At 36.6% G+C, this 23,657-nt stretch carries 19 protein-coding genes; 7 read left to right on the forward strand and 12 right to left on the reverse strand.

Going from position 1 to position 23,657, the window contains the following annotated elements; genetic code table 11:
• Window positions 1–19 precede the first annotated feature (19 nt).
• The gene (locus tag P177_RS08220; RefSeq protein WP_036153812.1) at window positions 20–2,134 is read right to left on the reverse strand and encodes a TonB-dependent receptor plug domain-containing protein; all 2,115 of its coding nucleotides are present in this window, start codon (window positions 2,132–2,134) and stop codon (window positions 20–22) included.
• 115 nt (window positions 2,135–2,249) lie between these two features.
• Here P177_RS08220 and P177_RS08225 point away from each other — a divergent pair, with 115 nt between their 5' ends.
• The 4 genes from P177_RS08225 (at window position 2,250) to P177_RS08240 (ending at window position 7,668) form a co-directional block, all read left to right on the forward strand.
• Entirely contained in the window at window positions 2,250–3,155 is a 906-nt protein-coding gene (locus tag P177_RS08225) for a DUF6607 family protein (RefSeq protein ID WP_036153814.1), read from the forward strand.
• Window positions 3,156–3,159: 4 nt separating this feature from the next.
• On the forward strand, window positions 3,160–4,662 hold the full coding sequence (locus P177_RS08230; protein ID WP_036153816.1) for an ankyrin repeat domain-containing protein: 1,503 nt from the start codon (window positions 3,160–3,162) through the stop codon (window positions 4,660–4,662).
• 22 nt (window positions 4,663–4,684) lie between these two features.
• Window positions 4,685–5,167 carry a DUF2271 domain-containing protein gene (locus P177_RS08235; protein ID WP_157486498.1) on the forward strand — a complete coding sequence of 161 codons (483 nt, stop codon included), beginning with the start codon at window positions 4,685–4,687 and terminating at the stop codon, window positions 5,165–5,167.
• Between the two features lie 305 nt (window positions 5,168–5,472).
• Entirely contained in the window at window positions 5,473–7,668 is a 2,196-nt protein-coding gene (locus P177_RS08240; protein WP_051941762.1) for a PepSY domain-containing protein, read from the forward strand.
• Window positions 7,669–8,031: 363 nt separating this feature from the next.
• On the opposite strand, the gene P177_RS08245 is transcribed toward P177_RS08240, so the two are convergent.
• The 3 genes from P177_RS08245 to P177_RS08255 all read right to left on the reverse strand — a co-directional run bounded on the left by P177_RS08245 (window position 8,032) and on the right by P177_RS08255 (window position 11,828).
• Window positions 8,032–9,987 (reverse strand): heavy metal translocating P-type ATPase, encoded by a 1,956-nt coding sequence (locus tag P177_RS08245; RefSeq protein WP_245233016.1) that lies wholly within the window; start codon window positions 9,985–9,987, stop codon window positions 8,032–8,034.
• A gap of 56 nt (window positions 9,988–10,043) precedes the next feature.
• On the reverse strand, window positions 10,044–10,460 hold the full coding sequence (locus P177_RS08250) for a Fur family transcriptional regulator (RefSeq protein WP_036153822.1): 417 nt from the start codon (window positions 10,458–10,460) through the stop codon (window positions 10,044–10,046).
• Between the two features lie 396 nt (window positions 10,461–10,856).
• On the reverse strand, window positions 10,857–11,828 hold the full coding sequence (locus P177_RS08255) for a succinylglutamate desuccinylase/aspartoacylase family protein (RefSeq protein WP_036153823.1): 972 nt from the start codon (window positions 11,826–11,828) through the stop codon (window positions 10,857–10,859).
• A gap of 253 nt (window positions 11,829–12,081) precedes the next feature.
• On the opposite strand from P177_RS08255, the gene P177_RS08260 reads away from it, so the two are divergent.
• The 3 genes from P177_RS08260 to P177_RS08270 all read left to right on the forward strand — a co-directional run bounded on the left by P177_RS08260 (window position 12,082) and on the right by P177_RS08270 (window position 16,263).
• The gene (locus tag P177_RS08260) at window positions 12,082–14,208 is read left to right on the forward strand and encodes a thioredoxin domain-containing protein (RefSeq protein ID WP_051941763.1); all 2,127 of its coding nucleotides are present in this window, start codon (window positions 12,082–12,084) and stop codon (window positions 14,206–14,208) included.
• A 66-nt stretch (window positions 14,209–14,274) separates the two neighbouring features.
• The gene (locus P177_RS08265) at window positions 14,275–15,030 is read left to right on the forward strand and encodes a sulfite exporter TauE/SafE family protein (protein ID WP_036153825.1); all 756 of its coding nucleotides are present in this window, start codon (window positions 14,275–14,277) and stop codon (window positions 15,028–15,030) included.
• A gap of 39 nt (window positions 15,031–15,069) precedes the next feature.
• Window positions 15,070–16,263 (forward strand): DegT/DnrJ/EryC1/StrS family aminotransferase, encoded by a 1,194-nt coding sequence (locus P177_RS08270; RefSeq protein WP_036153827.1) that lies wholly within the window; start codon window positions 15,070–15,072, stop codon window positions 16,261–16,263.
• A gap of 13 nt (window positions 16,264–16,276) precedes the next feature.
• On the opposite strand, the gene ribB is transcribed toward P177_RS08270, so the two are convergent.
• The 8 genes from ribB to P177_RS08310 form a co-directional block, all read right to left on the reverse strand.
• Entirely contained in the window at window positions 16,277–17,413 is a 1,137-nt protein-coding gene (ribB, locus tag P177_RS08275) for a 3,4-dihydroxy-2-butanone-4-phosphate synthase (protein ID WP_036153829.1), read from the reverse strand.
• Between the two features lie 2 nt (window positions 17,414–17,415).
• On the reverse strand, window positions 17,416–18,855 hold the full coding sequence (locus P177_RS08280) for an LptF/LptG family permease (RefSeq protein ID WP_036153831.1): 1,440 nt from the start codon (window positions 18,853–18,855) through the stop codon (window positions 17,416–17,418).
• Window positions 18,856–18,929: 74 nt separating this feature from the next.
• Window positions 18,930–19,574 (reverse strand): LolA family protein, encoded by a 645-nt coding sequence (locus P177_RS08285; RefSeq protein ID WP_036153833.1) that lies wholly within the window; start codon window positions 19,572–19,574, stop codon window positions 18,930–18,932.
• Between the two features lie 11 nt (window positions 19,575–19,585).
• Entirely contained in the window at window positions 19,586–21,985 is a 2,400-nt protein-coding gene (locus tag P177_RS08290) for an FtsK/SpoIIIE family DNA translocase (protein ID WP_036153834.1), read from the reverse strand.
• Between the two features lie 64 nt (window positions 21,986–22,049).
• Window positions 22,050–22,415: a diacylglycerol kinase family protein gene (locus tag P177_RS08295; protein WP_036153836.1), complete on the reverse strand. Its 366-nt coding sequence runs from the start codon at window positions 22,413–22,415 to the stop codon at window positions 22,050–22,052.
• Between the two features lie 16 nt (window positions 22,416–22,431).
• Window positions 22,432–22,935: a thiol peroxidase gene (tpx, locus tag P177_RS08300; RefSeq protein ID WP_036153838.1), complete on the reverse strand. Its 504-nt coding sequence runs from the start codon at window positions 22,933–22,935 to the stop codon at window positions 22,432–22,434.
• 121 nt (window positions 22,936–23,056) lie between these two features.
• On the reverse strand, window positions 23,057–23,314 hold the full coding sequence (locus P177_RS08305; RefSeq protein ID WP_036153840.1) for a DUF6952 family protein: 258 nt from the start codon (window positions 23,312–23,314) through the stop codon (window positions 23,057–23,059).
• The gene (locus tag P177_RS08310) at window positions 23,295–23,609 is read right to left on the reverse strand and encodes a thioredoxin family protein (RefSeq protein WP_036153842.1); all 315 of its coding nucleotides are present in this window, start codon (window positions 23,607–23,609) and stop codon (window positions 23,295–23,297) included. Before P177_RS08310 ends, P177_RS08305 begins: the two co-directional genes overlap by 20 nt.
• Window positions 23,610–23,657: the final 48 nt, after the last annotated feature.

A 23,657-nucleotide genomic window follows, 5' to 3' on the forward strand; every position in this document is an offset into this window, starting at 1 on the left:
CTGCGCGTTGTCAGGTGGGTTAGAATTGATAATTTAATTTTACGTATCCTTGAATTCCCGGCATTGTCGGGATATTGTTATCGGTATAGTCCAATAAATTATTGGCACCTACCTGTAATGTGAAATCAGAATAAAAGGTTTTACTCACTGCCGCATTTACGGTTACGAACCCATCTATAAAACTGGTGTCGAAACTATCTATAAGTCCGTTACCATTGGTGTCGTACTGTGCGTATTTACTTCTATACAGTACACGCATATTTACATTGGTACTGGCAGACGGTATATCATAAAATACCTTAAAGTTGGCGTTGTGTCGCGAACGATTCACTAAGCCGAAATAGTCTGACTGTGCTAGTGCGACCGACTGCCCACTTTCTGCATCGCGAACAAATACTTGATTATCTTTTACGTCTTGCTTTTTCTGTTTGTCAAAAGCATAAAGCAATTGGTATCCGGCACTAATGTTCAGTTCATCGGTAAGTTTATAGCTTGAGTTGATTTCAAAACCAGTGGTGTATATTTCATCAAAATTCATGTAACTGAATACATTTTGTCCGTTGGTTTTGCTCGCAATAATTCGCGTGTCGATCAGGTTCTTAAAATCGTTTCTAAAGAAATTGACATCGGTAGTACCTCTGCCATGTTTTAAATTGAACCCTAGGTTGTAGCCAATAGAACTTTCTGCTTCCAATGGTTTGCTTAGGTCATCTTCAGAAACTACAACATTCAATATCTGTTCTTGTTCTTCTAATTCTTGTAACTTGTCTAAGGCCACATTGTAGCCAAGTACGGTATAGCCAACGGCGGAGTTGGTAAAGTCAAAATACAATTGCCTAAAATCTGGTGCTTTAAAGCCGTAGCCTACCGATCCTTTTATAGCAAGGTTCTCGTTTAACTGGTAGCGTAATGCCAATTTTGGGCTGAATTGATTGTTGTATTCAGAGTGATTATCAAAACGGGCACCTGCAATAACGTTCAGTTTTTCAATAGGGTCAAAATCATACTGCGCATATACATATTGCGAAGTGAAATTTACGGTTTCATCAAAATAGGTCCTGTCCAATTCATCTACCTGTAAACCAGCGCCTGCAGTTAAAGTTCCGTTTTGGAACCCGATATTCTCGTTGCTGTTTTGGGCAAATATATAGCTGCCGCGTACCTCTGGTCTAAATAACTTTTGGTCAAAATCACTATCACTTAAAACATCGGTAGAAATAGGATCCGCCAATAATTCTGTAGCCACATAATTGGTATAGTACAGTTCATAGGCCATCGTAAGATTTGGGATCCATTTGTGGTCTAGTCTGGCGTGTGCGTTCCATTCACGTTCTTTGGTATCACCTTCATATTGAATACCGTCTAAGGTAAAACCGGCATCTTGCTTCTGATCATAAAACCGTCCGGAAGTGAAAAGTGTTAGTTTGTCATTAAAATCATAATATAATCTACCGTTTAAAGTGTAATTGGTAAACGGGTTTACGGTTTGCCCTTCTACATCTTCATTTAGGTCATACCCTTCGGATGAAAATCGGTTCGCAAAAAATCCGTAGCGAAACTTTTCAAACCCTTGTTTAATATCTAGGTTGATGTCTTGCTGTGTGTAACTTCCTATTCTGTAGGATGCATTACCACTTAAATCTTCGGTCTTCTGTTTTTCTGTGATGATATTTATCACTCCGCCTAAAGCTTCAGAACCGTATAAACTGCTCGACGGACCTTTTACTACTTCAATCTGTTTAATATTCCCAACGGTAAGTCGACTTAAATCGAAATTTCCGGCACTTCTACCTACTAGGGGAACACCATCAATGAGTATAAGGATATAGTCTGATGCTATACCCTGTATCTGTACACCTTGAAATCCGCTTTCATCGGTCACGGTAATAATACCCGTTTGCTCGTTCAGTATTTCATTAAGTCGTACGGTTCCAGATTTTATAATTTGCTTTTTGCCTACTAAAGTTACGGGCAGGGGAAGTGAAGACAACTGCTTTTCTGTTCTTGTTGCGGTAACAATAACTTCGTCTAATTGCTGTGATACTATAGAGTCTTTAGGATTTTCTATTTGGCTTTGTGCCGCTACAAACTGAGTACCTATAAGTAGTATTGTTGATACTAATCGAAATCGCATTATATTTATTTAGACCAATTCTTAATAACACTGCAAATATATAAACAATTCTTATTTAGAATAAATTAAAATAACTATTTTTGTTATCGAACATAAAAATTAACAGACCTGTAAAATGAAAACAGTATTACCTACCATAATGGCTCTAGTAATATCCGCTAGTGCTATTGCTCAAAAGACAAAGATGAAAGATGACCGTGAGGCTATAAAGAGTATGTGCGGTTGTTTTGAAGTAACATTTAACTTCGCTGAGACATTTAATCACAGTACAGATTCGCTATACAAGCCATCTAAGACCAAAGTTGATAAAGGTTTAGAGTGGGCAGAGTTGATAACAGATGAAGACGATAAAATCTCTATTCAACATTTGTTGCAAGTGGGTAACCCTGCAGAGCCACATATTGTAAAGCACTGGAGACAAGATTGGTTATTTGAGAATAGGGACTTGTACTCTTACAATGCAGATAATACATGGACATTCTCAAAATTGCCTGCTGATCAGGTAAAAGGCCAGTGGACACAAAAAGTGTATCAGGTAGATGATAGTCCTAGATACGAAGGGTCTTCAACTTGGGTACATGTAGATGGTAAAAGCTACTGGGAGAATACAGCAGATGCACCTTTACCAAGACGTGAGTACACTACAAGAAGTGATTATAATTTAACCGTTCGTGGCAACCGTCATGAAGTTACCGACTATGGTTGGTTACATGATCAAGATAATACAAAGGTAATTCGTGAATCAGGTAAGGAAGATGTTATTTTGGCTCAAGAAAAAGGATACAATACGTATGTGAAGGTTGATGATAGCAGATGTGCCGCAGCTGCTGCTTGGTGGAAAACCAACACCGATAAATGGGTAATAGTACGTACCAAGTGGGATGATGTTTATGGTAGAGATCAAGACCTTACTTTAGAAGAAAAAGTAGATAATAAAGTTTTGTATAAATATCTTTTTGATGATGAATATAATCAAGAAGATGAAATTGAAGAAGTAATTGAATCATTCGTTAAAAAATAAGAACATGAAAACCGTAAAACAAATAGCCCTGACCGCTCTGTTGTTTGTAAGCTTCACTGGTTTAGCACAGCAGAAAAACGAACTTTTAGACCGTAAATTCTGGAAAAATAATCCGGATGTTGCCACTGTTAAGCAAAAAATAGTAGAAGGTAACGACCCTGTTGCTTTAGACAGTAATTCTTTTGATGCTACTACATTGGCGATTACAAGCAAAGCCGATACCGAGGTAGTTAAGTATTTATTATCTCTTGAAGGTAACGCTGTAGACAAGAAAACTCATGATAGCCGTATTTATTTACACTGGGCAAGTTACGCCGGTGATGCAGAATTGGTAAAATACTTATTGGATAATGGTGCTTCGGTTACCGCTTTGGATAGCCACCGTTATACACCGCTTACTTTTGGAGCAAATGCGGGACTTACAAATCCTGAAATTTACAAAGCTTTTGAAGCTAAAGGTGTGAATTTGGTTGAAGAGAAAAATGAACATGGTGCCAATCTTTTATTATTGGCTGCGCCCTCTCTTAAAAGTGAGGATGATTTAAAATTCTTCTTGGATAATGGCTTGGCTTTAGATAGTAAAGATGAAGACGGCAACGGAATTTTCAACTATGCTTCTAAGAAAGGAAATATCGATTTTCTAAAATTATTAGTGGCAAAAGGAGTGGATTACAAGTCGCTAAACAACAACGGTGGTAATGCTTTTATGTTTGCATCACAAGGTAGTCGTGGTTTTAGTAACGGTCTTCCGGTATATACATACTTAAAAGGTCTAGGTTTGGAACCTAATATTGTTGAGGCTAGCGGAAGCACACCTTTACATCGTTTAGCTTCAGGTAATAAGGATGAGGCAATTTTTAACTTGTTCTTAGATGCTGGTGCAGATGTAAACCAAGCGGATAAAAAAGGAAACACTCCGTTTTTAAATGCTGTTGAAAGAAATGAATTAAAAATAGTTCAGTTATTGGCTAAAGATGTGAAGGACTTTAATACCGCAAATAAAGATGGTGAAACTGCTTTAATGCTTGCCGCTCATGGTAACAAGGCAGATGTTGTTGGGTTTTTAATTGAAAAAGGTGCAGATATCAATGCTAAAGATGCGGAAGGTAATACTGCTGCATACTTCTTGGTAGATTCTTATAACAAAAGAAATGCAAAAGCTTTTGATGCTAAATTACCTTTGTTAAAAGCAAAAGGTTTGCAGTTCAATACTGTTCAAGGCGAAGGTAATACCTTATACCATGTTGCTGCTAAAAAGAACGACCTTCAGTTACTAAAAAAAATAGCTGATTTCGATATCGATGTAAATGCTAAAAATGATGAAGGCATGACTGCATTGCACATAGCTGCTATGAAAGCGGAAAATGATAAGCTGCTTAAGTTTCTAATTGCTAAAGGAGCCGATGCAAATAGTACGACCGATTTTGAAGAAACGGTTTACGATTTGGCTAGTGAAAACGAAATGTTACAAAAAGGAAATACATCATTGAACTTCTTAAAGCAATAAGAAAATCAAACCAATTATAGAGATGAAGAGATTTTTAAAATTTATTCCGGCAGTAGTATTGGTCGGGTCATTATTAGCATTTACCGCAGTAGATAAAACAGCGGTAAAATGTCTTATTCAGCTAACGAATTATTCTGGCGAAGGTGCTTATTTAATCGTATCGATTGTTGATGCCGATAACGAATATATTGAGACATTATATGTACAAGGTAAAGACAGTGAGTGGTACAGTGAAATTACCGAGTGGTGGAAATTCTACGGAAAACACCGCCCGAATATCGATGCTATTTCTGGGGAAACAATTAGTGGCGGAGAACGTGCACTGAATGTTCTACAAATTCCTACGGATAAAATAGGCCAAGGGTATCACTTACGATTTGAAACTTCTGTGGAGGATCAAGGGTACTATGCAGATGATATTCAGTTCCCGTTAACTACAGAGAATTTAAAAACAAAAGTAGAAGGAAAAGGATTCATTCGTTACGTACGTATGCTACCTCAGTAATAGTTTTAAATTGAAAACGTCATTGCGAGGATCTTTTCGTGACGAAGTAATCTGCTGAATGGTGCCGGTATATGAGATTTGGGTTCCCGTGAAGCAGATTGTTTTATGACGATTTTTAGTTAGCGTGTCACATTGAGCGCAGTCGAAAAGCATTGGTTGTGAGATACGAACCTATAAGTTCTAGACTGCGCTCGAAATGACATTAAGTATTTTTTTTACAATCACAATTATATATTCCAGAATGTCTTAGTACAGACATTCTGGAATTTTTAAAATAATAAGATCACAAAATTACATTTCCATTTATGACCATTTCTATTTGGCGCTATAGTCATCTTACACTTGCCTTGGTTTCTTCACTGTTTTTAATAGTGGCTTCCGTTACGGGAATTATTCTTGCGGTTGAACCTATTTCTCATCAGGCAAAAGGCTATGCTGTTGAAAATTTGGAAGATGTGCCCTTGGCAACTACGATAGAAGCTTTAAAAAGTTCTTATGATGAGGTGCTGGGCTTGGAAGTAGAATCATCGGGGTTCGTAAAGGCTTCGGTACTTACAATGGAGATGGAAACTTTAGATGTTTATATCGACCCAAAAACAGGTGAGCAATTGGGTGAAGTTACAGAGCGACCTGCCATTTACTCTTTTGCGACCAATGTACACCGTTCTTTATTTCTTAAAAGTGTAGGGCGATTTTTTGTCGGTCTTATTTCCTTACTATTATTCATTATTGCCATTACAGGCTTGGTATTGTTAGCAAAACGCCAAGGCGGATTTTTAAAACTGTTTTCTAAAGTCCAAAGAGATTATTTTGAACTGCGCTACCATGTGGTGCTCAGTAGATGCTTTTTTATTCCCATTGTTATACTTGCATTTACGGGAGTCTATTTATCCGCGGAAAAATTTAATTTATTGCCAGATGCCGTTGTAGAACAATCTGAAGCGACAGTAGCCGATGCAGCTCCGCAATACGATAATATTACCGATATACCTTTTTTTGCGGAAACGAGTTTGGCAGATATTCGTCGGGTAGAATTTCCCTTTTCAAATGATCCAGAAGAATACTACCTCATAGCTTTACAGGATAAGGAGGTTGAGGTAAATCAGCAGACCGGTGAAATAGTAAGTAGTGGAGATTATCCTTTTGTAACTTTGGCTTCACGATTAAGTTTGGTACTGCATACGGGTGAAGGAAATGTCATTTGGTCCATTATTCTGTTACTTGCCAGTGCTTCTATTTTATTCTTTATGTATTCAGGTTTTGTAATGACCCTAAAACGTAGAAAGAAAGGAAAGCGCATTACCAAGATGGCAGATAAGGATGAATGCGAGTTTGTTATTTTGGTCGGTTCGGAAAGTGGTACTGCTTTCGATTTTGCCCAACGTTTGTATAACGGATTATCGCAAGTAGGGAAGAAGGTCTATTTGACCGAGCTTAATAAATATAGCACCTATGAAAAGGCGAAAAATATAATCATTTTCACATCTACGTATGGTGAAGGTGAGCCGCCAACAAATGCGCGTAAATTCCGTTCAAAATTTTCAGAAGTACAGCAGCCGAATTCGGTGGGTTTTTCGGTAGTTGGTTTCGGTTCTTTGGATTATCCCGATTACTGTAAGTTCGCGATAGATTTAGATGAGCAGTTATCGGCTTCCGATAATTTTACGCAGCAATTGCCACTATTTAAAATAAACAAAGCAGATTTTGAATCTTTTGAACTTTGGATGATTCAGTTGACAAATAAACTGGGGTTCATAATTCCTGTCGAAAGACCGTTGGTCAAAAAGAAGAAATATAAGAAAGTAGAGTTTGAAGTTTTAAAGCGAACAGATTTGAATGTGGATGATACCTTCTTGTTACGATTACAGCCAAAATCACATATTGAATTTACTTCGGGCGATTTGTTGGCAATTTTTCCCGCCAATGATGATACCGTTCGTCAATACTCCATAGCTAAAATTGGTAACGATGTTCTGTTGAGTGTAAAAAAGCATAAAATGGGAAGAGGCTCAAATTATCTTTTTAATTTAAATGTAGCGGACACTATTCAGGCTGCAATAGATGTGAATCCGCATTTTCATTTACCAGAAAATTCAAAAAATTCAATTTTTATCTCAAATGGAACCGGTATAGCTCCGTTTTTAGGAATGATCTCTGAAAATACAACTCAGAATATCTCTATGTTCTGGGGAGGACGTGAAAAGGCTTCTATGGAGATTTATAATTCCGTTTTGGAAAAAGAAGCTTCTAATCATAAAAACTTACAGGTATTTACTTCATTTTCCAGGGAAGGCGAGAAACAATACGTGCAAGAGGCTGTTTTAGCACAAAAAGATTTGGTTTTAAAAACCATTAATCTTGGTGGTACCATCATGATTTGCGGTTCCCTAGCCATGCAACATGATGTTCTTGATGTGTTAGAAAGAATACTGCAAGGCAACAAAACCATCAGTTTTGAAGCTTTTGAAAAGAGCGGTCAGCTAAAAACAGATTGTTATTAAGCCGTCATTGCTAGGAGCTTTTTTTGCGACGAAGCAATCTGTTGAATTTGTGCAATATTTGAATTAGGGTTTACGATGTTACATTGAGCCTGCCTGCCGTTATGGAAAGTGTAGTCGAAATGCAATACTTGTGAGATTCTAACTTAATAGTTCTCGACTGCGCTCGAATTGACATTAGGTTTCGTCTTTGCGAGGAGCTTTTCGCGACGAAGCAATCTGTTGAATTTGTGCAATATTTGAATTAGGGTTTACGATGTTACATTGAGCCTGCCTGCCGTTATGGAAAGCGTAGTCGAAATGCAATACTTGTGAGATTCTAACTTAATAGTTCTCGACTGCGCTCGAATTGACATTAGGTTTTTCTTAACCCCATTGCATCTTTTGCAATCGCACTGCATTCAAAATTGCCAAAAGCGCAACACCAACATCGGCAAAAACAGCTTCCCACATAGTAGCTAATCCGCCGGCACCCATAGCTAAAACAATAAGCTTTACACCGAAAGCCAGTGCAATATTTTGCCATACAATTTTACGGGTGGAGTTGCCCATGCTAATCGCTGTAGCAATCTTAGAAGGTTGGTCATTTTGTATGATAACATCGGCAGTTTCAATAGCGACATCACTGCCAAGTCCGCCCATAGCAATACCGACATCACTAATGGCTAGAACAGGAGCATCGTTAATTCCGTCACCTACAAAGGCAATTTTGGTATTCAATTGTTTTTTAAGTTTCTCTACTTCTTCCAGTTTTTCTTCCGGTAATAATCCGCCTTTTGCCCAGTCAATTCCTAATTCTTTCGCCACTTGTTGGGTAATGGAATCGGTATCTCCAGAAAGCATGATGATTTTATCAATTCCTGCCTTACGCATATTTGCTATAGCTTTGAATGTGTCATCTTTTAATTCGTCAGCTATGGTTACATAACCGGCAAATTTTCCATCTATAGCCATCATTACAATAGATTCTACTATACTTTCTGTTTCAATGGGAACGTCAATTTGATGCGAATTCATCAAGCTTTTGTTTCCGACCAAAACAGATTTACCGTTTACTATTCCTTTTAATCCTTTACCGGCAATTTCAATAACATCCGTAGCTTTAAACTTGTCTCCGTTTGTCTTATATTCCAAAATTGCCTTTGCAATAGGGTGTGTAGATTGTTCTTCAATGGCGATCAAGTACTTCATGAATTCGTCTTCGGTAAGGATCTGATCTTTAACAAGATCCTTAATCTTAAAAACCCCTTTAGTTATAGTGCCTGTTTTGTCCAGTACCACAGTGTTGACCTTGGTTATGGTGTCTAAAAACGATGCACCTTTAAATAGAATTCCGTTTCGCGAAGCAGCTCCCAGTCCACCAAAATAACCTAACGGAATAGAAATTACCAACGCACACGGACAAGAAATTACAAGGAAAATTAGGGCTCTATATAGCCAATCTTGAAAAACATAATTCTCGACAAAAAAGTAAGGTAGAAAGGTTAGTGTAATAGCTAGGTAGGTGACAATTGGAGTGTAAATTTTTGCGAATTTTCTGATAAAGAGTTCTGTCTTTGATTTTCTAGCGGTGGCGTTTTGTACCATATCTAGAATACGAGCAATAGAACTGTCTTTGAAAACCTTTGTGGTTTCAATTTCGATAACTCCGTCTAAATTTATGCTTCCGCCGTATATGGCATCTCCTTTTTTAAGGGTATCAGGTTTGCTTTCTCCTGTTAGGGCTGCAGTATTGAAAGAACCTCTCTCTGATTGTAGAATACCGTCTAGCGGGACTTTCTCGCCAACTCTAACTTGTATTATTTCTCCCACATTAACATCTTCTGGAGCGACGGAAATAAATTGATCATCACGGAAAACTAAGGCTTGATCTGGTCGCAGATCAAGTAAAGCTTTAATACTGCCTCTAGCACGCTGTACCGCAGCGCTTTGAAAAAGTTCTCCCACTGCGTAGAACACCATTACGGCAACACCTTCTGGATATTCGCCAATACCAAAAGCCCCGATAGTAGCTACACCCATTAAAAAGAATTCTGTAAAGAAATTCCCTTTTTTAATGCTATCCCAACCTTCTTTTAATACAGGTAAGCCAACAGGTATGTATGCGATTATGTACCATGCTAATCGTACATATCCTTTGAAAAAATGTAGGGTATTGAAATAGTCTAATACCATACCAGTAACAAGCATTGTAAAACTTATGAGTGCTGGTAGATATAAATTGAAATTTGATGTGTCCGTGGCTGTTTCGTGGCTATGCCCCTCGTCACTGCAATGGGCGCAAGTACTCTTTGTTTTTGTAAATGTTTTTAAATCTGTCATCTTCTTTTGCATTATAAAACAAAGGTGGGCAAAAGAGTGGTGCAACAGAAGTGCATTTAATGGTCACTGCACGAATCGCATATACCTTTTATCACCAAATTAGCATCTTCCGCAATGTAACCTGCAGGTAAATTGATATGTGGAATTTTGTGTTCGGTCAAACAAACGGTTTTGTCACATTGTCCACAGTGAAAATGTAAGTGTAAATCTTGGTCGATCTCACAATTACAGCCGGGTTGACATAATGCAAATTTTGAAATATTGGTGCCGTCATCTATTTGATGAACAATACCTTTTTCTTCAAATGTTTTTAAAGTTCTGTACAGTGTAGTTCGCTCCGCTTTTTCAAATGCATTCTCAATATCGGCAAGCGCTACTGCATTTTGTTTGCCAGCCATGAATTTGTAAATAAGAATACGCATAGCAGTAGGGCGTACACTTTTGTTATCTAATGTTTTTTCTATTTCAGTCATGCAAAAACGGAGTTTAAAAATACGCTTAATACTAATGTAATCAATGTTTTAAAAGATTTCAGCTTCAGAAGATCTTTAACTTTAAATTAAGTAATTTAAGGTGTTTGAAACTGCTTACTTTTTGTTGTAAAGTGCTGAAAATTTGAAAAATAACGCGTCTGAAAGTGATTTTTTTAAAATGGCGATTACCGATTAAAAAATCTGTAAATCATGGTCTTTCTTTAGTTCAAAAAATGGAGATGTTTTAGCTATAGTTGCCTTAATTTTTGAGCTAGTAGTCTATGTTTTTGTTTGGCGGTTAATGATCCTTCAGTCAGTAAGATAGCAGATTTTAATTACAGATGATCTTTAACTTTTTTGTCTTTGGTTTTTGAAAATTCAAAAAGCGTTTGATGTCTATTCAATATCGTGGGCAATATGAAAAATAGCATCACCTTGATTTACAATAGGTGATTCGTTGATGCAAATTATATATCCTGAATCTTTTGCTTTTACTTTCTTTTCAAAATACCCGAACGGACCAGAAATACTTCCAATTTCTTCTCCCTTTACTACTGCTTGTCCAATTTTGATTGAAGGGTGAAACATACCTGAATGTTTTGCTCGAATCCATTTAGAGGCATGAACCAATTTTGGAACAGTTTCTTTCAATGCATATTCTCCAAGTTCTTTTTCGAAATTTCGCATGCCCAAGTGATGCATCATTCGCAATGCGCCAACAATACCCGTATCGGTTATTTCACTGTCTATTTGAAGCGATTTTCCGCCTTCATATAATAATACTTTCTTATCAAGTTGATGCAGCGTCTCACGAAATGATTTTTCTCTTCCGGCGGACTTTACAATGAATTCTGCGCCAAATACTTTTGCCAGTGCTAATCCGTCCACATCATCTTTGTCGATTCTTATCTGCGGAGCGTTAAAGCGGCTGTCGCCCCCAGTGTGGTAATCTATACAGTAATCTATAACCGGTGCAATGTCTTTTACTAAATGATAGGCAAAACGGCTTGCCAAGGAACCTCTTAAGCTACCAGGGAAAACCCTGTTCAAATCTCTGCCATCAGGAAATTGACGGGTCTGGTTCAAGAATCCGAATATGTTTACAACGGGAATACAAATAACCATTCCACATTCTGGGGTATTGAATTTTTTGGATACTATTTGTCTAACTATTTCAACACCATTAATTTCATTACCGTGAATACCGCCTGTAATCAATAGGGTAGGACCATCTTTTTTACCGCGCTGCACAATTACCGGAACTTCAATTTTGGTTCTGGTGTGTAATTTTGCGATATCCAAATTCAATTGTGCGCCTTTGCCCTTCTGAATGGTTTCTCCTAAAAGTGTATATTTTTTATTGAACATCTTGTATTACCTACATTAAGATTTCTACTATAACCTAAAAGGTTACGGTTTGGTATATTTTGATTGGTAAAATTAGTTTATAAAAAGGTATGAATTACTCAAAAAATTATTTGTTTAAGCGGCGATTAATAGTGAATCATGTTCTTTGTTTGGACATTTGATTTGCTTTTTGACGCCTATAAAATGTGTTCTGTGATTGGCAAAAATTAAATTTATCTTTGAGTAGTTAATTACACTGTATTTTAAAAACTATATGAACATTTATAAGTCCGTCTCCTATATAATATTATTGCTTTTTATAGCATCTTGTAAAAATCAGAACAATAACGAAGCTAGCGGTGTTGCTCAAGAGAATCATGAATTCACTAATGATCTTATAAACGAGACCAGCCCTTACCTTTTACAACATGCACACAACCCTGTAGATTGGAAAGCTTGGTCTGACGATGTTTTTAAAAAAGCATCCGAAGAAAATAAGCTAGTGGTTTTAAGTGTAGGGTATTCTACTTGTCATTGGTGTCATGTTATGGAAGAGGAGTCTTTTGAAGATACCGAAGTAGCTAAACTTATGAATGATAAGTTTGTTAGCATTAAAGTTGATAGAGAAGAACGACCGGATTTAGATATGGTATATCAGACAGCTCTGCAATTGGTTAACGGAACAGGAGGGTGGCCTATGAACGCCATTATTATGCCAAATGGGAGTCCGGTGTTTCTAGGTACTTACTATGAGAAAGAAGAATGGAAGAATATTTTAGTCAAGTTCAGTACGGAGTATGAAAAGAATCCTGAGAAAATGGCGGAGTATGCCACTATGTTGGCAGATGGCGTACAAGAGGTTTATAATCAGCCGGCAAAACAATTAGCGAATGCCATTACACCGGATAAATTTGTAAACGGAATTACGGAGTGGGCTACTCTTTGGGATAAACAATGGGGCGGTAACCTTGGGCAGCAGAAATTTATACTACCCGCTAATTTGGCGATGCTGTTAGATTATGCTGTGCTGCAACAAGATAGCGAAGCGGAAAATCATGTTATCAATACATTGGAAAAAGTGATACATGGTGGAATTTATGATCACGTAGATGGTGGTTTTTTTAGATACAGCACAGATAATACATGGAAAATACCTCATTTTGAAAAGATGCTGTATGATAATGCACAACTTGTGTATTTACTTTCAAAAGCATATAAGTTGACTAAAAATAAGGAGTACAAAACTAAGGTGGAGGAAACCCTGAAGTTTTTGAAGGTTGAAATGTGCAATAAAGATGGAGGTTATTTTAGCGCGATGGATGCTGATACTAACGGGGAAGAAGGAGTCTATTATGTTTGGAAGAAGGAAGAACTGCAGTCATTATTAGGTGATGACTTTGAATTATTCTCCAAATACTTCGATATAGAGGATAGTCAGGTTTGGGAAGATGGAAACTATGTGTTGAACAACACCATTTCTAAAGATAAATTTTTAAAGGAGTTCGATTTGACTGAAGAAGCCTTTGATAAGAAAAAGGAGAATTGGAAATCGACTTTATATCAAGCACGACAAAAAAGAGAAAAGCCTACCAAAGACTATAAGATTTTAACATCCTGGAACGCTCTTTTAATAGATGGGCTTTTAGAGACATACAAAGCTTTTGGTGATGAAATATATTTAAGAGAGGCTGTGTCCATATTTAATTATTTGCAACAACATAATTATAAAGGCGGAGAATTAGTGCATTCTTACACTAAGGATAGTCAGCAGAAAGAGGTGTTCTTAGAAGATTATGCTTTTTTGGCTAAAAGTGCTCTTGCCTTGTATGAAGTTACCTTAGACGTCTCATATTTACAGATTTCAAAAGAGTTGATGAATATAGGTTCGGAAAAATATAAAAGTAATTCTGAGTTATTCTATTATAATGTTTCCAGTGATTTGGTACCGAGTATAATCAACACATCTGATGGGGTGGTACCTTCTGCGAATGCTATTATGGCACAGAATTTTATGCAACTTGGTCATTTAGAATACAATACCGAATTTTTGAAAAAGGCGGAGCTTATGGCGTCTTTGATTACAAGTGATTTTGAAAGTCATGCCGTAAGCTATGGTGCATGGGGTTCTTTACTTTTGCAACAAGCATATCCTTTTTATGAAATAGTGGTAGTTGGCAATAATGCCGAACATTTAATGAGTGAAATACATGAAAATTATATAGTCAATTCAATTATCGTCGGGTCTACTGTTGAAAGTGATATTTCCCTTTTTAAAGATCGTTTTAATGAAGATGAAACATTCATTTATGTTTGTCAGAACAACACCTGTAAATTGCCTGTAAAAACTGTTTCCAATGCATTTGAGCAAATGAAATCTTTTGGTTATCATGGGTTTAAGTAGATTTATGAGTAGTTGATCTTTAATAGCTGTTGTTTTTAATTTTTTTGAGTTGACGGAGTTTTTTGTATGGACGAATGGTATGCTTATCCTTTACTGATATTAGTAGGTTTCGTTGTTGGTTTTGTTAATACATTAGCTGGTGGTGGTTCTCTTCTTTCATTACCTATTTTGATATTTCTGGGGCTGCCATCAACTTTAGCGAATGGTACAAATAGGGTAGCGGTAATTTTTCAAACAGCTGTAGCTACTGCAGGGTTTAAAAGTAAGGGTGTTTCTACATTTCCGTTTAATATATATTTAGGATGCGCCGCATTTTTTGGTTCTATTTTAGGAGCTCGTTTAGCTGTCGATATCAGTGAGGCACTTTTCAATAGGATACTTGCTATTGTAATGGTTTGCGTGGTGCTAATAGTAGCGTTCGGACCAAAAATTGGAATGAAAGAGATTCAAGAGCGGCTTACCGGAAAATACTTGTGGCTTGGTATTATATCATTTTTCTTTTTCGGAATTTATGGCGGATTTATCAATGCGGGACTTGGATTTATAATCATACTATTTCTGCACTATATAAATAGAATGACCTTAGTGCGTTCAAATGCGACGAAAGTTGCCGTTGTTTTTATGTATATGGTTTCGGCGTTGATTGTATTTGCTTGGAACAATCAAGTAAATTGGAAAATTGGCTTAATATTGGCAATAGGTAATGGTAGTGGTGCTTGGGTAGCAAGTAGGGTGTCTGTAAATATGGGAGATGGTTTCGTGAAAAAGTTCTTGATTTTTATGGTGTCGATACTGGCTGTAAAACTTTGGTTTTACCAATAATTTAACCAAAATTTGTAATACAATATAAAATAAGATAGCATGCCAGGTTTTGAGTTGTTTGGAGAGAGTGAAAAAAGTCAAGTTCAAGATGTTTTAAATTCTGGGGTGTTAATGCGCTACGGCTTTGATGGTATGCGAAATAACCATTGGAAGGCTTTAGAACTTGAAGAAGCTTTAACGAAACGAATGGACTCAAAATATGCACAATTGGTAAGTAGCGGTACTGCTGCTTTAACTGTTGCGCTTGCAAGTGCAGGTATTGGAGCGGGAGATGAGGTCATAATGCCAACCTTTACTTTTGTTGCAAGTTTCGAATCTATTTTGGCTATAGGTGCCATACCCATTCTTGTTGATGTTGATGATACTTTAACTTTAAGCCCTAAAGCAGTTGAAAATGCCATTACGGATAAAACTAAAGTAGTTATGCCGGTTCATATGTGCGGTTCTATGGCGGATCTTGGTGCATTGAAGGCTATTTGTGATAAACATGATTTACTGCTGCTAGAAGATGCCTGTCAGGCTATAGGTGGTAGTTATAATGGTAAACCTTTGGGTAGCTATGGTGATTTAGGTTGTTTCTCTTTTGATTATGTGAAAACGATAACTTGTGGTGAAGGCGGTGCGATCATTACCAATAACGAAACTTATAAAACAAATGCCGATCATTACTCAGATCACGGTCATGATCATGTAGGTAATAATCGCGGAGCGGAAACGCATCCGTTTTTAGGGTATAATTTTAGGATTTCAGAATTACATGCAGCTGTTGGCTGTGCACAAATAGAGCGCTTAGATGATTTCTTATCTATTCAAAAGAAAAATTACACTGTTTTAAGAGATGCCTTGTCGCCCCTTAAAAATATTACATTCAGAAAGGTGCCAACTGGTGGCGTAGAAAACTATTCATTTTTATCGTTCTTTTTGCCTAATCAAGAAAAAGCCAAAGCAGCGCATACAGCTTTAGGTGAAGCTGGTGTTGATGCCTGTTTTTATTGGTTTGATAATAACTGGCATTACTATAAAGAGTGGGAACACCTAACCTCTAAAAGATCTTTAGGTAAATTACCGCAAGAAGTTGTAAATCAGTTGCCTGACTACTCTAAATCTGATTTTTCAAAATCTGACGCTTGGATAGGTAGAACCATTTCTTGCCTAGTAAAACTGAGCTGGACAGAAGAAGAAGTTGTTGAACGCGCTTCTAGAATGAAAGAAGTACTTTCTAAATTTTCTTAAGTATAAAGTTTAATTAGTAGGATACGTACTCAATAATCTCTAATCCATAACCTACAATACCTACGCGCTTCGCTTGGGTACTGTTGGTCATTAATTTCATTTTATGAATACCTAAATCATGAAGTATTTGAGCACCGATTCCGAAGTCACGATTATCCATTTCAATCTTAGGAGCTTTATGAACACCTTGTTTTTGCAATTCTTTCAACTCTTTTAATCTTGAAAGTAAATTAAGGGATTCTGAATCTTGATTAATGAATACAATGGCTCCTTTGCCTTCTTCGTTAATCTTGTTGAACATATCCTCTAGCTTTTCGTCCGGGTTATGCGTAAGCGTCCCTAATATATCATTGTTGATAAGGGTAGAGTTTATTCTAGTCAAGATTTTTTCATCCGAAGACCATGAACCTTTTGTTAATGCAATATGAATATGATTATTTGTAGTTTGCTTGTAGGCTCGTAACCTAAAATCGCCAAAGCGTGTGGTAATATCAAAATCAACTTCTTTGTCGATCAAGCTATCATGTTCCATTCTATAGGCAACAAGAGATTCAATAGATACAATTTTAAGATCGAATTTTTTAGCTACTTCTACCAATTGGGGTAGGCGAGCCATTGTTCCGTCCTCATTCATGATTTCTACAATGATACCAGCAGGTTGTAATCCTGCTAATCGTGCAAAATCAATGGCAGCTTCTGTATGTCCTGTTCTACGTAATACTCCACCTTCCTTAGCTACTAACGGAAAAATATGTCCTGGTCTTGCTAAATCATGTGGTTTGGTATCGCTCTCAGTTAGTGCTATAACGGTTTTAGATCTGTCACCGGCAGAAATACCTGTGGTAACTCCTTTACCTCTTAAATCTACAGATACGGTAAATGCAGTTTCCAAAGGATCGGTATTTGTGCTGACCATCATATGTAATCCCAAATCTTTGCAACGACCTTCTGTCAAAGGAGCGCAGATTAGACCTCTACCGTGTGTTGCCATAAAATTGACCGTTTCTGGTGTAGCAAGTTCTGCTGCAGCCAAAAAATCCCCTTCATTTTCGCGGTTTTCATCATCAACAACGATAATTACTTTACCGGCGCGAATATCTTCAATCGCTTCTTCTATAGTGTTCAATTGTATGGTACTAAGATCTGTCATGGTTATGAATCAGCTTTATCTTTTTTCTTAAATAATTTTTTGAAGAAATCGGCTATAAATCCGAAATCCATCATTCCTTTATCTTCTGTCGCTCTTTTGGTCAAAACAACTCCTAAAGGCAACATAATCAACGTTGATAGCCATGCGCCCAACATTGGGTGTATATTTCCTTCTTTAGCATAGTTTCCTGAGAATACACCAATGAAGTAATAGATTAAAAATAATACTATGGCGATAACCATAGGTAAGCCTAAACCACCTTTTCTAATAATAGCACCTAATGGGGCGCCAACGAAGAAAAGAATGATACAGGAGAATGCCAACGCGTATTTGTTGTGAAGCGAGAGAATATGCATGTTGTAGATTTTGTACCGCTTTTGCATTTCTTCTTTTTTACCACTAACGGTACCTAGAATACTAGAGGTAGCGTTTTTGGCACTGCTTAAAATTTGTATTTGTTGCCAATCTGGAAAAAGCACTAGAAAATTGTCGTTTATAGAATCTTGTAGAGCAACATTATTCTTGGCTAAAACCGCCTTAGCTTGTATGATGGAATCTTTTCTAGAGACAATATCTGTTTTAGTGGTGTCTTTGTTTTTAGTGACTAAAGGCGCGAACATTCCCGTTCTGCCTTCAATATTTTTAGAAAAAGCACGAACTATACGGTAATTATCACCACGTAAGGAATCAATATCTTTTGTTAGTCGAGATATATTCTTCATTTTGTCCGTACTGATATCTCTTTCTTCTTCTAGTTCATCATTATTGATCTCAGGGATCTCGATGTTCATAGTATAGGTGTCAAAATCTGCACGAGCAAAAGGAAATTTCATTTTTTTGTCATTGCTCTTGGTTTCAACATCCTGATACATGTGACCGTCTTGCAATACTAATTGTATTACGTCTGAATCCTCACTACTTATCAATTCCCCTTTATAGGATTTTATCACCCTAGTATTTACATTATTGGCAGACTTGGTATGGATAATAACATTTTTTAAAAAGCGGTCATTTTCACCATACTTTTCATCTACTTTGATATTCATTCCTTCAAAATCACTAAATACCCCTTCAGATACTACTGCGGCTGGTTTTACCTTAGCAATATTTCTACGTAGGTTGTATATTTTTCGTTGTGATAAAGGAATTATATTATTGGCGAAAAAGAAGGTAACTCCACCTAAAATGGTAACGAATATGATTAAACTTAACATAGATCGTTGTAGGGAAATACCTGATGCTTTCATTGCAGCGAATTCGTAATTCTCTGCTATGGATCCAAAGGTCAAAATTGAAGATAAAAGTACGGTTAGGGGTAGTACTTTTTCAGTAAGATCTGGCATAAGGTAGAACAGGAACTTACCAATGATAACGATATCTAAGCCTTTACCGGCTAAATCATCAATAAAAAGCCAAATCGTTTGAAATATGAAGATGAACATCAATATTACAAACGAACTGACAAAATTAAAGACGAACCTTGATAGGATATATCGGTCTAGTATTCTCAATAGTTCTAATTTCTTAGAATGAAATAACCTTCATCCTTATATTTAGCTTCATCAAAAGTAAATAAGGTTTTGGACAAAGTTTGATCTGTTTTAAAAGAATTAACAGTGATCGTAGTTTTTGTGCCGTTCTTACCTGTTTCAATTAAGTTGTAAATGTGCTTAGTGCCCATATCAATACCTAATAATCTAGATTTTATTTCCGTATCAGAATCAATAGGTGTCAATTTTACATACTGTATTTTTCTTCCTTGAATATTCTGTAGAATATCCCAAGCATAATTATGTCCTTCCTGATAGAAAGTCAACATTTTTGAAGGTGTCATCGCATTTTCGTCTTCAGATTGATCTTCAATCGTTACTTCTTCGTTTTCTGGAACAATGGTATACACTTTGTTACCGTCGAATATTTGTTTTGATCCTAGGTAATTGAACATGTATTTATTGCCCGCAAGGGTTACATCACCTCTTGTTTCTTGATTTATACCAGCATCTGCGTTCTTTAGGTCAAATTTGAAATCTACAAAGATGTTGTCATAACTTTGTACTTTGTTATAAACTTCATCAAGTAGGGCTTTTGCTTTATCAGAACTTTGCGCATTTGCAATGGTTGCTGTAAACATAATGGTCAATACAAAAATAATTTTCTTCATCTTTTTTAATATTATTCGTTATCCAATATTTGCTGAAGGGCAACCATATCTGCCACATATACTTGTCTGGCCTTACTGCCTTCAAACGGACCTACAATTCCTGCTGCTTCTAATTGGTCAATAATTCTACCGGCTCTATTGTAGCCTAATTTCAATTTACGTTGAATTAATGAGGCTGAACCTTGTTGTGCAATTACGATAACCTCTGCGGCTTCACGGAACTTTGCATCCCTTTCAGACACGTTATTATCAAGACTCGTGCCAGAATCCTCGCCAACATACTCTGGTAGTTCGTGCGCTTCTGGATAAGCTCTCTGACTACCAATGAATTCAGTGATTTTGGCAACCTCAGGAGTGTCTACGAAGGCACATTGAATACGGGTGACATCATTACCTTGTGTAAATAACATATCACCTCTACCAATCAATTGATCAGCACCTGCAGTATCTAAAATGGTTCTTGAATCTATTTTAGAAGTTACTCTAAATGCTAACCTTGCAGGGAAATTGGCTTTGATGATACCTGTAATAACGTTTACAGATGGTCTTTGCGTTGCAATGATCAAATGTATACCAATTGCCCGTGCTAACTGTGCAAGTCTTGCAACGGGTGTTTCTACCTCTTTACCGGCTGTCATGATCAAATCGGCAAACTCATCAATTACCAATACAATGTATGGTAAGAATTTGTGTCCGTCATTCGGATTCAGTTTTCTAGCCTTAAACTTAGTATTGTATTCCTTTAAGTTACGTACCATTGCCAATTTTAGCAACTCGTACCTGTTGTCCATTTCAATACAAAGGGAATTCAATGTATGGATTACTTTGGTGTTATCCGTAATAATGGCTTCTTCTGAATCTGGAAGCTTAGCCAAGAAATGGCGTTCTATTTTATTATAAAGCGTAAGTTCAACTTTCTTTGGATCTACTAAGATGAATTTTACCTCTGCTGGATGTTTTTTGTATAGTAATGAAGTTAAAACTGCATTTAAACCTACCGATTTACCTTGACCTGTAGCGCCTGCCATCAGCATGTGAGGCATTTTTGCTAAATCGACCACGAAGGTTTCGTTGCTAATAGTCTTACCAAACGCAATTGGTAATTCCATTTCGGCTTTCTGAAACTTACTAGAAGCAATTACCGAACGCATAGAAACTATCGATGAATTCTTATTAGGTACTTCAATACCAATAGTTCCTTTACCAGGAATAGGGGCAATGATACGTATACCTAAAGCTGCTAATGATAAAGCAATGTCATCTTCAAGGTTTTTAATTTTTGAAATACGAACACCTGCTTCCGGTACTATTTCATATAAGGTAACAGTAGGACCAATGGTAGCCTTGATCTGTGCAATTCCAATTTTATAATTTTTTAGAGTTTCTACAATTCTATTCTTGTTTTCCTCTAATTCTTCTTGGTTAATTGTGATGCCGCCAGTTGTACCGTGTTGGTCTAACAGATCAATATGTGGAAATTTGTAGTTGCCTAGTTCTAATGTTGGGTCAAATTCACCAAAATCATCTACTAATTTGTTCGCTAGAACATCAACTTCTTCGGGCTCTTCAATAACGGATTCAACCTCCATGGCTAAAGATTCCTCTGGCTCAGGTTCTGGAACAGTTACTTCAAAATCTTTAATTTCTTCTTTCTTAGTCTCTTTCTCTTTCTCTTTTTCTAAATGAGGAATTTCTGCTTTATGTGTATAAGTGTCCACAATTACGGGAGCCTCCTCTTCTAAAGAGGTGGCAAGCATATCATCTTGCTCTTTTTTCTTATTTGCCTTACGTTCTTGGTTGGCTTTGAATTCTGTTGATATAGCTTCTTTTCTAGATTTAAAGAATGATGAAATACCTTCAGGGGTTACATTAAATAACCTAACAAGAATAAATATGAGTCCGAAAATCAATAATAGTAGTACACCTATTTTTCCAGCGTAGTCCTGTAGAAAATCGTTCATTTCAAAACCTATCAACCCTCCTAATAGTGGGCTAGTGGTTGCAAAGAAACCTAGGGCAATAGAAATCCAGATTACGAATAATAAACCCCAAATCCATTTTTTGAACAATGCCTTTAAAGACAGTCCTAAAAAAAGATGTATACCCGTAATACATACTAGGAAAGGGAAAATTAGAGAAGCTACACCAAAGCCCTTATACATAAAAAAGTGGCTAATACTTGCTCCAAATTTATTCAGTAAGTTTTTTGCAAGCTCATTACGATCCTTAAACTCTGTCAATAGACTTTGATCGTCTTGCCAGTTAAAATAGAAAGAGATAAATGAAAAGAACAGCGCAATACTAAAAAGCATTAATAAACTACCCAAAATGATTTTATTCTGTTTGGATAATTTAAACGGTGCTCGTTTTTTAGTAGGTTTCGGCTTTGATTTAGTTGCCTTTTTTGCCATTAAAACTTAATTCTGATGCTAAATTACAAATTTACGATGAGCTACGAAGAACTTAAGGACTATCCTATAACACCTTGGGGAGGTAAATGATAAGACCAATAATAGTGGATGCGATAGAAACCAACATAACGGCACCTGCTGAAATATCCTTTATAAATCCGATTTTAACATCGAATTCTGGCTGAATATAGTCTGCAATTTTTTCTACCGCCGTATTCATTCCCTCAATTCCTAAAACAATTGCAATAGCAAATATTTGAAGAATCCATTCGGTATTTGAGATATCAAAGTAGAAACCTGCAGCAGTCATTACTATGGCAATGAAAACTTGAATTTTTATACTTGCTTCGGTGCGTATTAAAAGGAAGGCACCTTTTAGGGCAAAGCCAACACTTTTAATACGATTTACCAAAAAGGATTCTTTGGGCATGAGTGTCCTTTGTTTTTTAGTTCATTAACGCCTCTAAAGCTGCTTTATAGTTAGGCTCTTCTGTAGTCTCCGCAACTTGCTCAGAATACAATACGTTTCCTTTTTCATCAACTACCACAACTGCTCTTGAAAGTAATGGAGCTAAAGGGCCATCTGAAAATGCAACATTATACCCTTTTCCAAAATTGCCATCTTTAAAATCTGAAAGCATTTCAACATTTTCTATACCTTCAGCACCACAAAATCTGGCTTGTGCAAATGGTAGATCTTTAGAAATACAAAGTACTATTGTATTATCCAATTCAGCAGCCTCTTGATTAAATTGACGTACAGATTGAGCGCAAGTGCCAGTATCAACACTTGGAAATATATTTAATACTACTCTTGAACCTTCATAATCTGAAAGTTTTACGGTAGATAAGTCATTCTTAGTTAATTGAAATTCTGGAGCTTTTCCGCCATTTGCAGGTAAAGTCCCTAATGTGTGTATTTCGTTTCCTTTTAGTGTAACCGAAGCCATAACTTTTGTCTTTTTATAATTGAGTTTGTGAAATTATAAAATATAAAGCTGAAACGAGCGGGAATGTGATAAAAAAAAGTCCTTTCGTTATGGAAAGGACTTTGTGTATTTTATATCGCTATTATTTGTCTATGGAGCCTAAAACCCGCTGCATGAACTGATTCGTAGCATCTTTTTTTGGTGTACCTTGTTCTATGCTGTTCGCAACTTCAATGGCACCGTACATATTAGAAATAAGTTCGCCTATTACATCTAGTTCTTCATCTTTTAGTGAAGGTAACTCTGTAAGTGCTTCTAAAGTCTCAATGGTCTCTAGAATAAAATCGCTATCTTTTTCTGCAATGAACTCTGTCAGTAATTTAATTATGGGTAATCTCACTGATCAAATCTTTTAATAGGTCATACTTGTTAGTCTGTACCTGATTTTTAATTTTTCCTTTTTCGAAAGAAGCGAAGGTTGGTAAGTTGCTAACGTCTGCTAGTTTTCTAGATTCAGGGAATTTCTCTGCATCTGCCAATACAAATGTAATATCCTCGTTCTGTGAAGCTTCTTTTTTAAATTTAGGCTTCATTATTCTGCAGTTACCACACCATGTTGCAGAATATTGAACTACAACGTTAGGGTTGTTATCTATGATTTCCTGTAAATTATCTTGTTCTAATTCTAATAGCATAAATGAGTTATTTAAAGATTAATAAAATGAAAATGAAGTCAATTGACT

Origin of the sequence: Maribacter forsetii DSM 18668 (genome assembly GCF_000744105.1) — a bacterium.
GTDB lineage: Bacteria > Bacteroidota > Bacteroidia > Flavobacteriales > Flavobacteriaceae > Maribacter > Maribacter forsetii.

Bases quoted from the DNA above. Each gene is read 5' to 3' on its own strand.
- P177_RS08220 (WP_036153812.1), bottom strand. From the start codon at position 2,134: ATGCGATTTCGATTAGTATCAACAATACTACTTATAGGTACTCAGTTT.
- P177_RS08225 (WP_036153814.1), top strand. From the start codon at position 2,250: ATGAAAACAGTATTACCTACCATAATGGCTCTAGTAATATCCGCTAGT.
- P177_RS08230 (WP_036153816.1), top strand. From the start codon at position 3,160: ATGAAAACCGTAAAACAAATAGCCCTGACCGCTCTGTTGTTTGTAAGC.
- P177_RS08235 (WP_157486498.1), top strand. From the start codon at position 4,685: ATGAAGAGATTTTTAAAATTTATTCCGGCAGTAGTATTGGTCGGGTCA.
- P177_RS08240 (WP_051941762.1), top strand. From the start codon at position 5,473: ATGACCATTTCTATTTGGCGCTATAGTCATCTTACACTTGCCTTGGTT.
- P177_RS08245 (WP_245233016.1), bottom strand. From the start codon at position 9,987: ATGACAGATTTAAAAACATTTACAAAAACAAAGAGTACTTGCGCCCAT.
- P177_RS08250 (WP_036153822.1), bottom strand. From the start codon at position 10,460: ATGACTGAAATAGAAAAAACATTAGATAACAAAAGTGTACGCCCTACT.
- P177_RS08255 (WP_036153823.1), bottom strand. From the start codon at position 11,828: ATGTTCAATAAAAAATATACACTTTTAGGAGAAACCATTCAGAAGGGC.
- P177_RS08260 (WP_051941763.1), top strand. From the start codon at position 12,082: ATGAACATTTATAAGTCCGTCTCCTATATAATATTATTGCTTTTTATA.
- P177_RS08265 (WP_036153825.1), top strand. From the start codon at position 14,275: ATGGACGAATGGTATGCTTATCCTTTACTGATATTAGTAGGTTTCGTT.
- P177_RS08270 (WP_036153827.1), top strand. From the start codon at position 15,070: ATGCCAGGTTTTGAGTTGTTTGGAGAGAGTGAAAAAAGTCAAGTTCAA.
- ribB (WP_036153829.1), bottom strand. From the start codon at position 17,413: ATGACAGATCTTAGTACCATACAATTGAACACTATAGAAGAAGCGATT.
- P177_RS08280 (WP_036153831.1), bottom strand. From the start codon at position 18,855: ATGTTCATCTTCATATTTCAAACGATTTGGCTTTTTATTGATGATTTA.
- P177_RS08285 (WP_036153833.1), bottom strand. From the start codon at position 19,574: ATGAAGAAAATTATTTTTGTATTGACCATTATGTTTACAGCAACCATT.
- P177_RS08290 (WP_036153834.1), bottom strand. From the start codon at position 21,985: ATGGCAAAAAAGGCAACTAAATCAAAGCCGAAACCTACTAAAAAACGA.
- P177_RS08295 (WP_036153836.1), bottom strand. From the start codon at position 22,415: ATGCCCAAAGAATCCTTTTTGGTAAATCGTATTAAAAGTGTTGGCTTT.
- tpx (WP_036153838.1), bottom strand. From the start codon at position 22,935: ATGGCTTCGGTTACACTAAAAGGAAACGAAATACACACATTAGGGACT.
- P177_RS08310 (WP_036153842.1), bottom strand. From the start codon at position 23,609: ATGCTATTAGAATTAGAACAAGATAATTTACAGGAAATCATAGATAAC.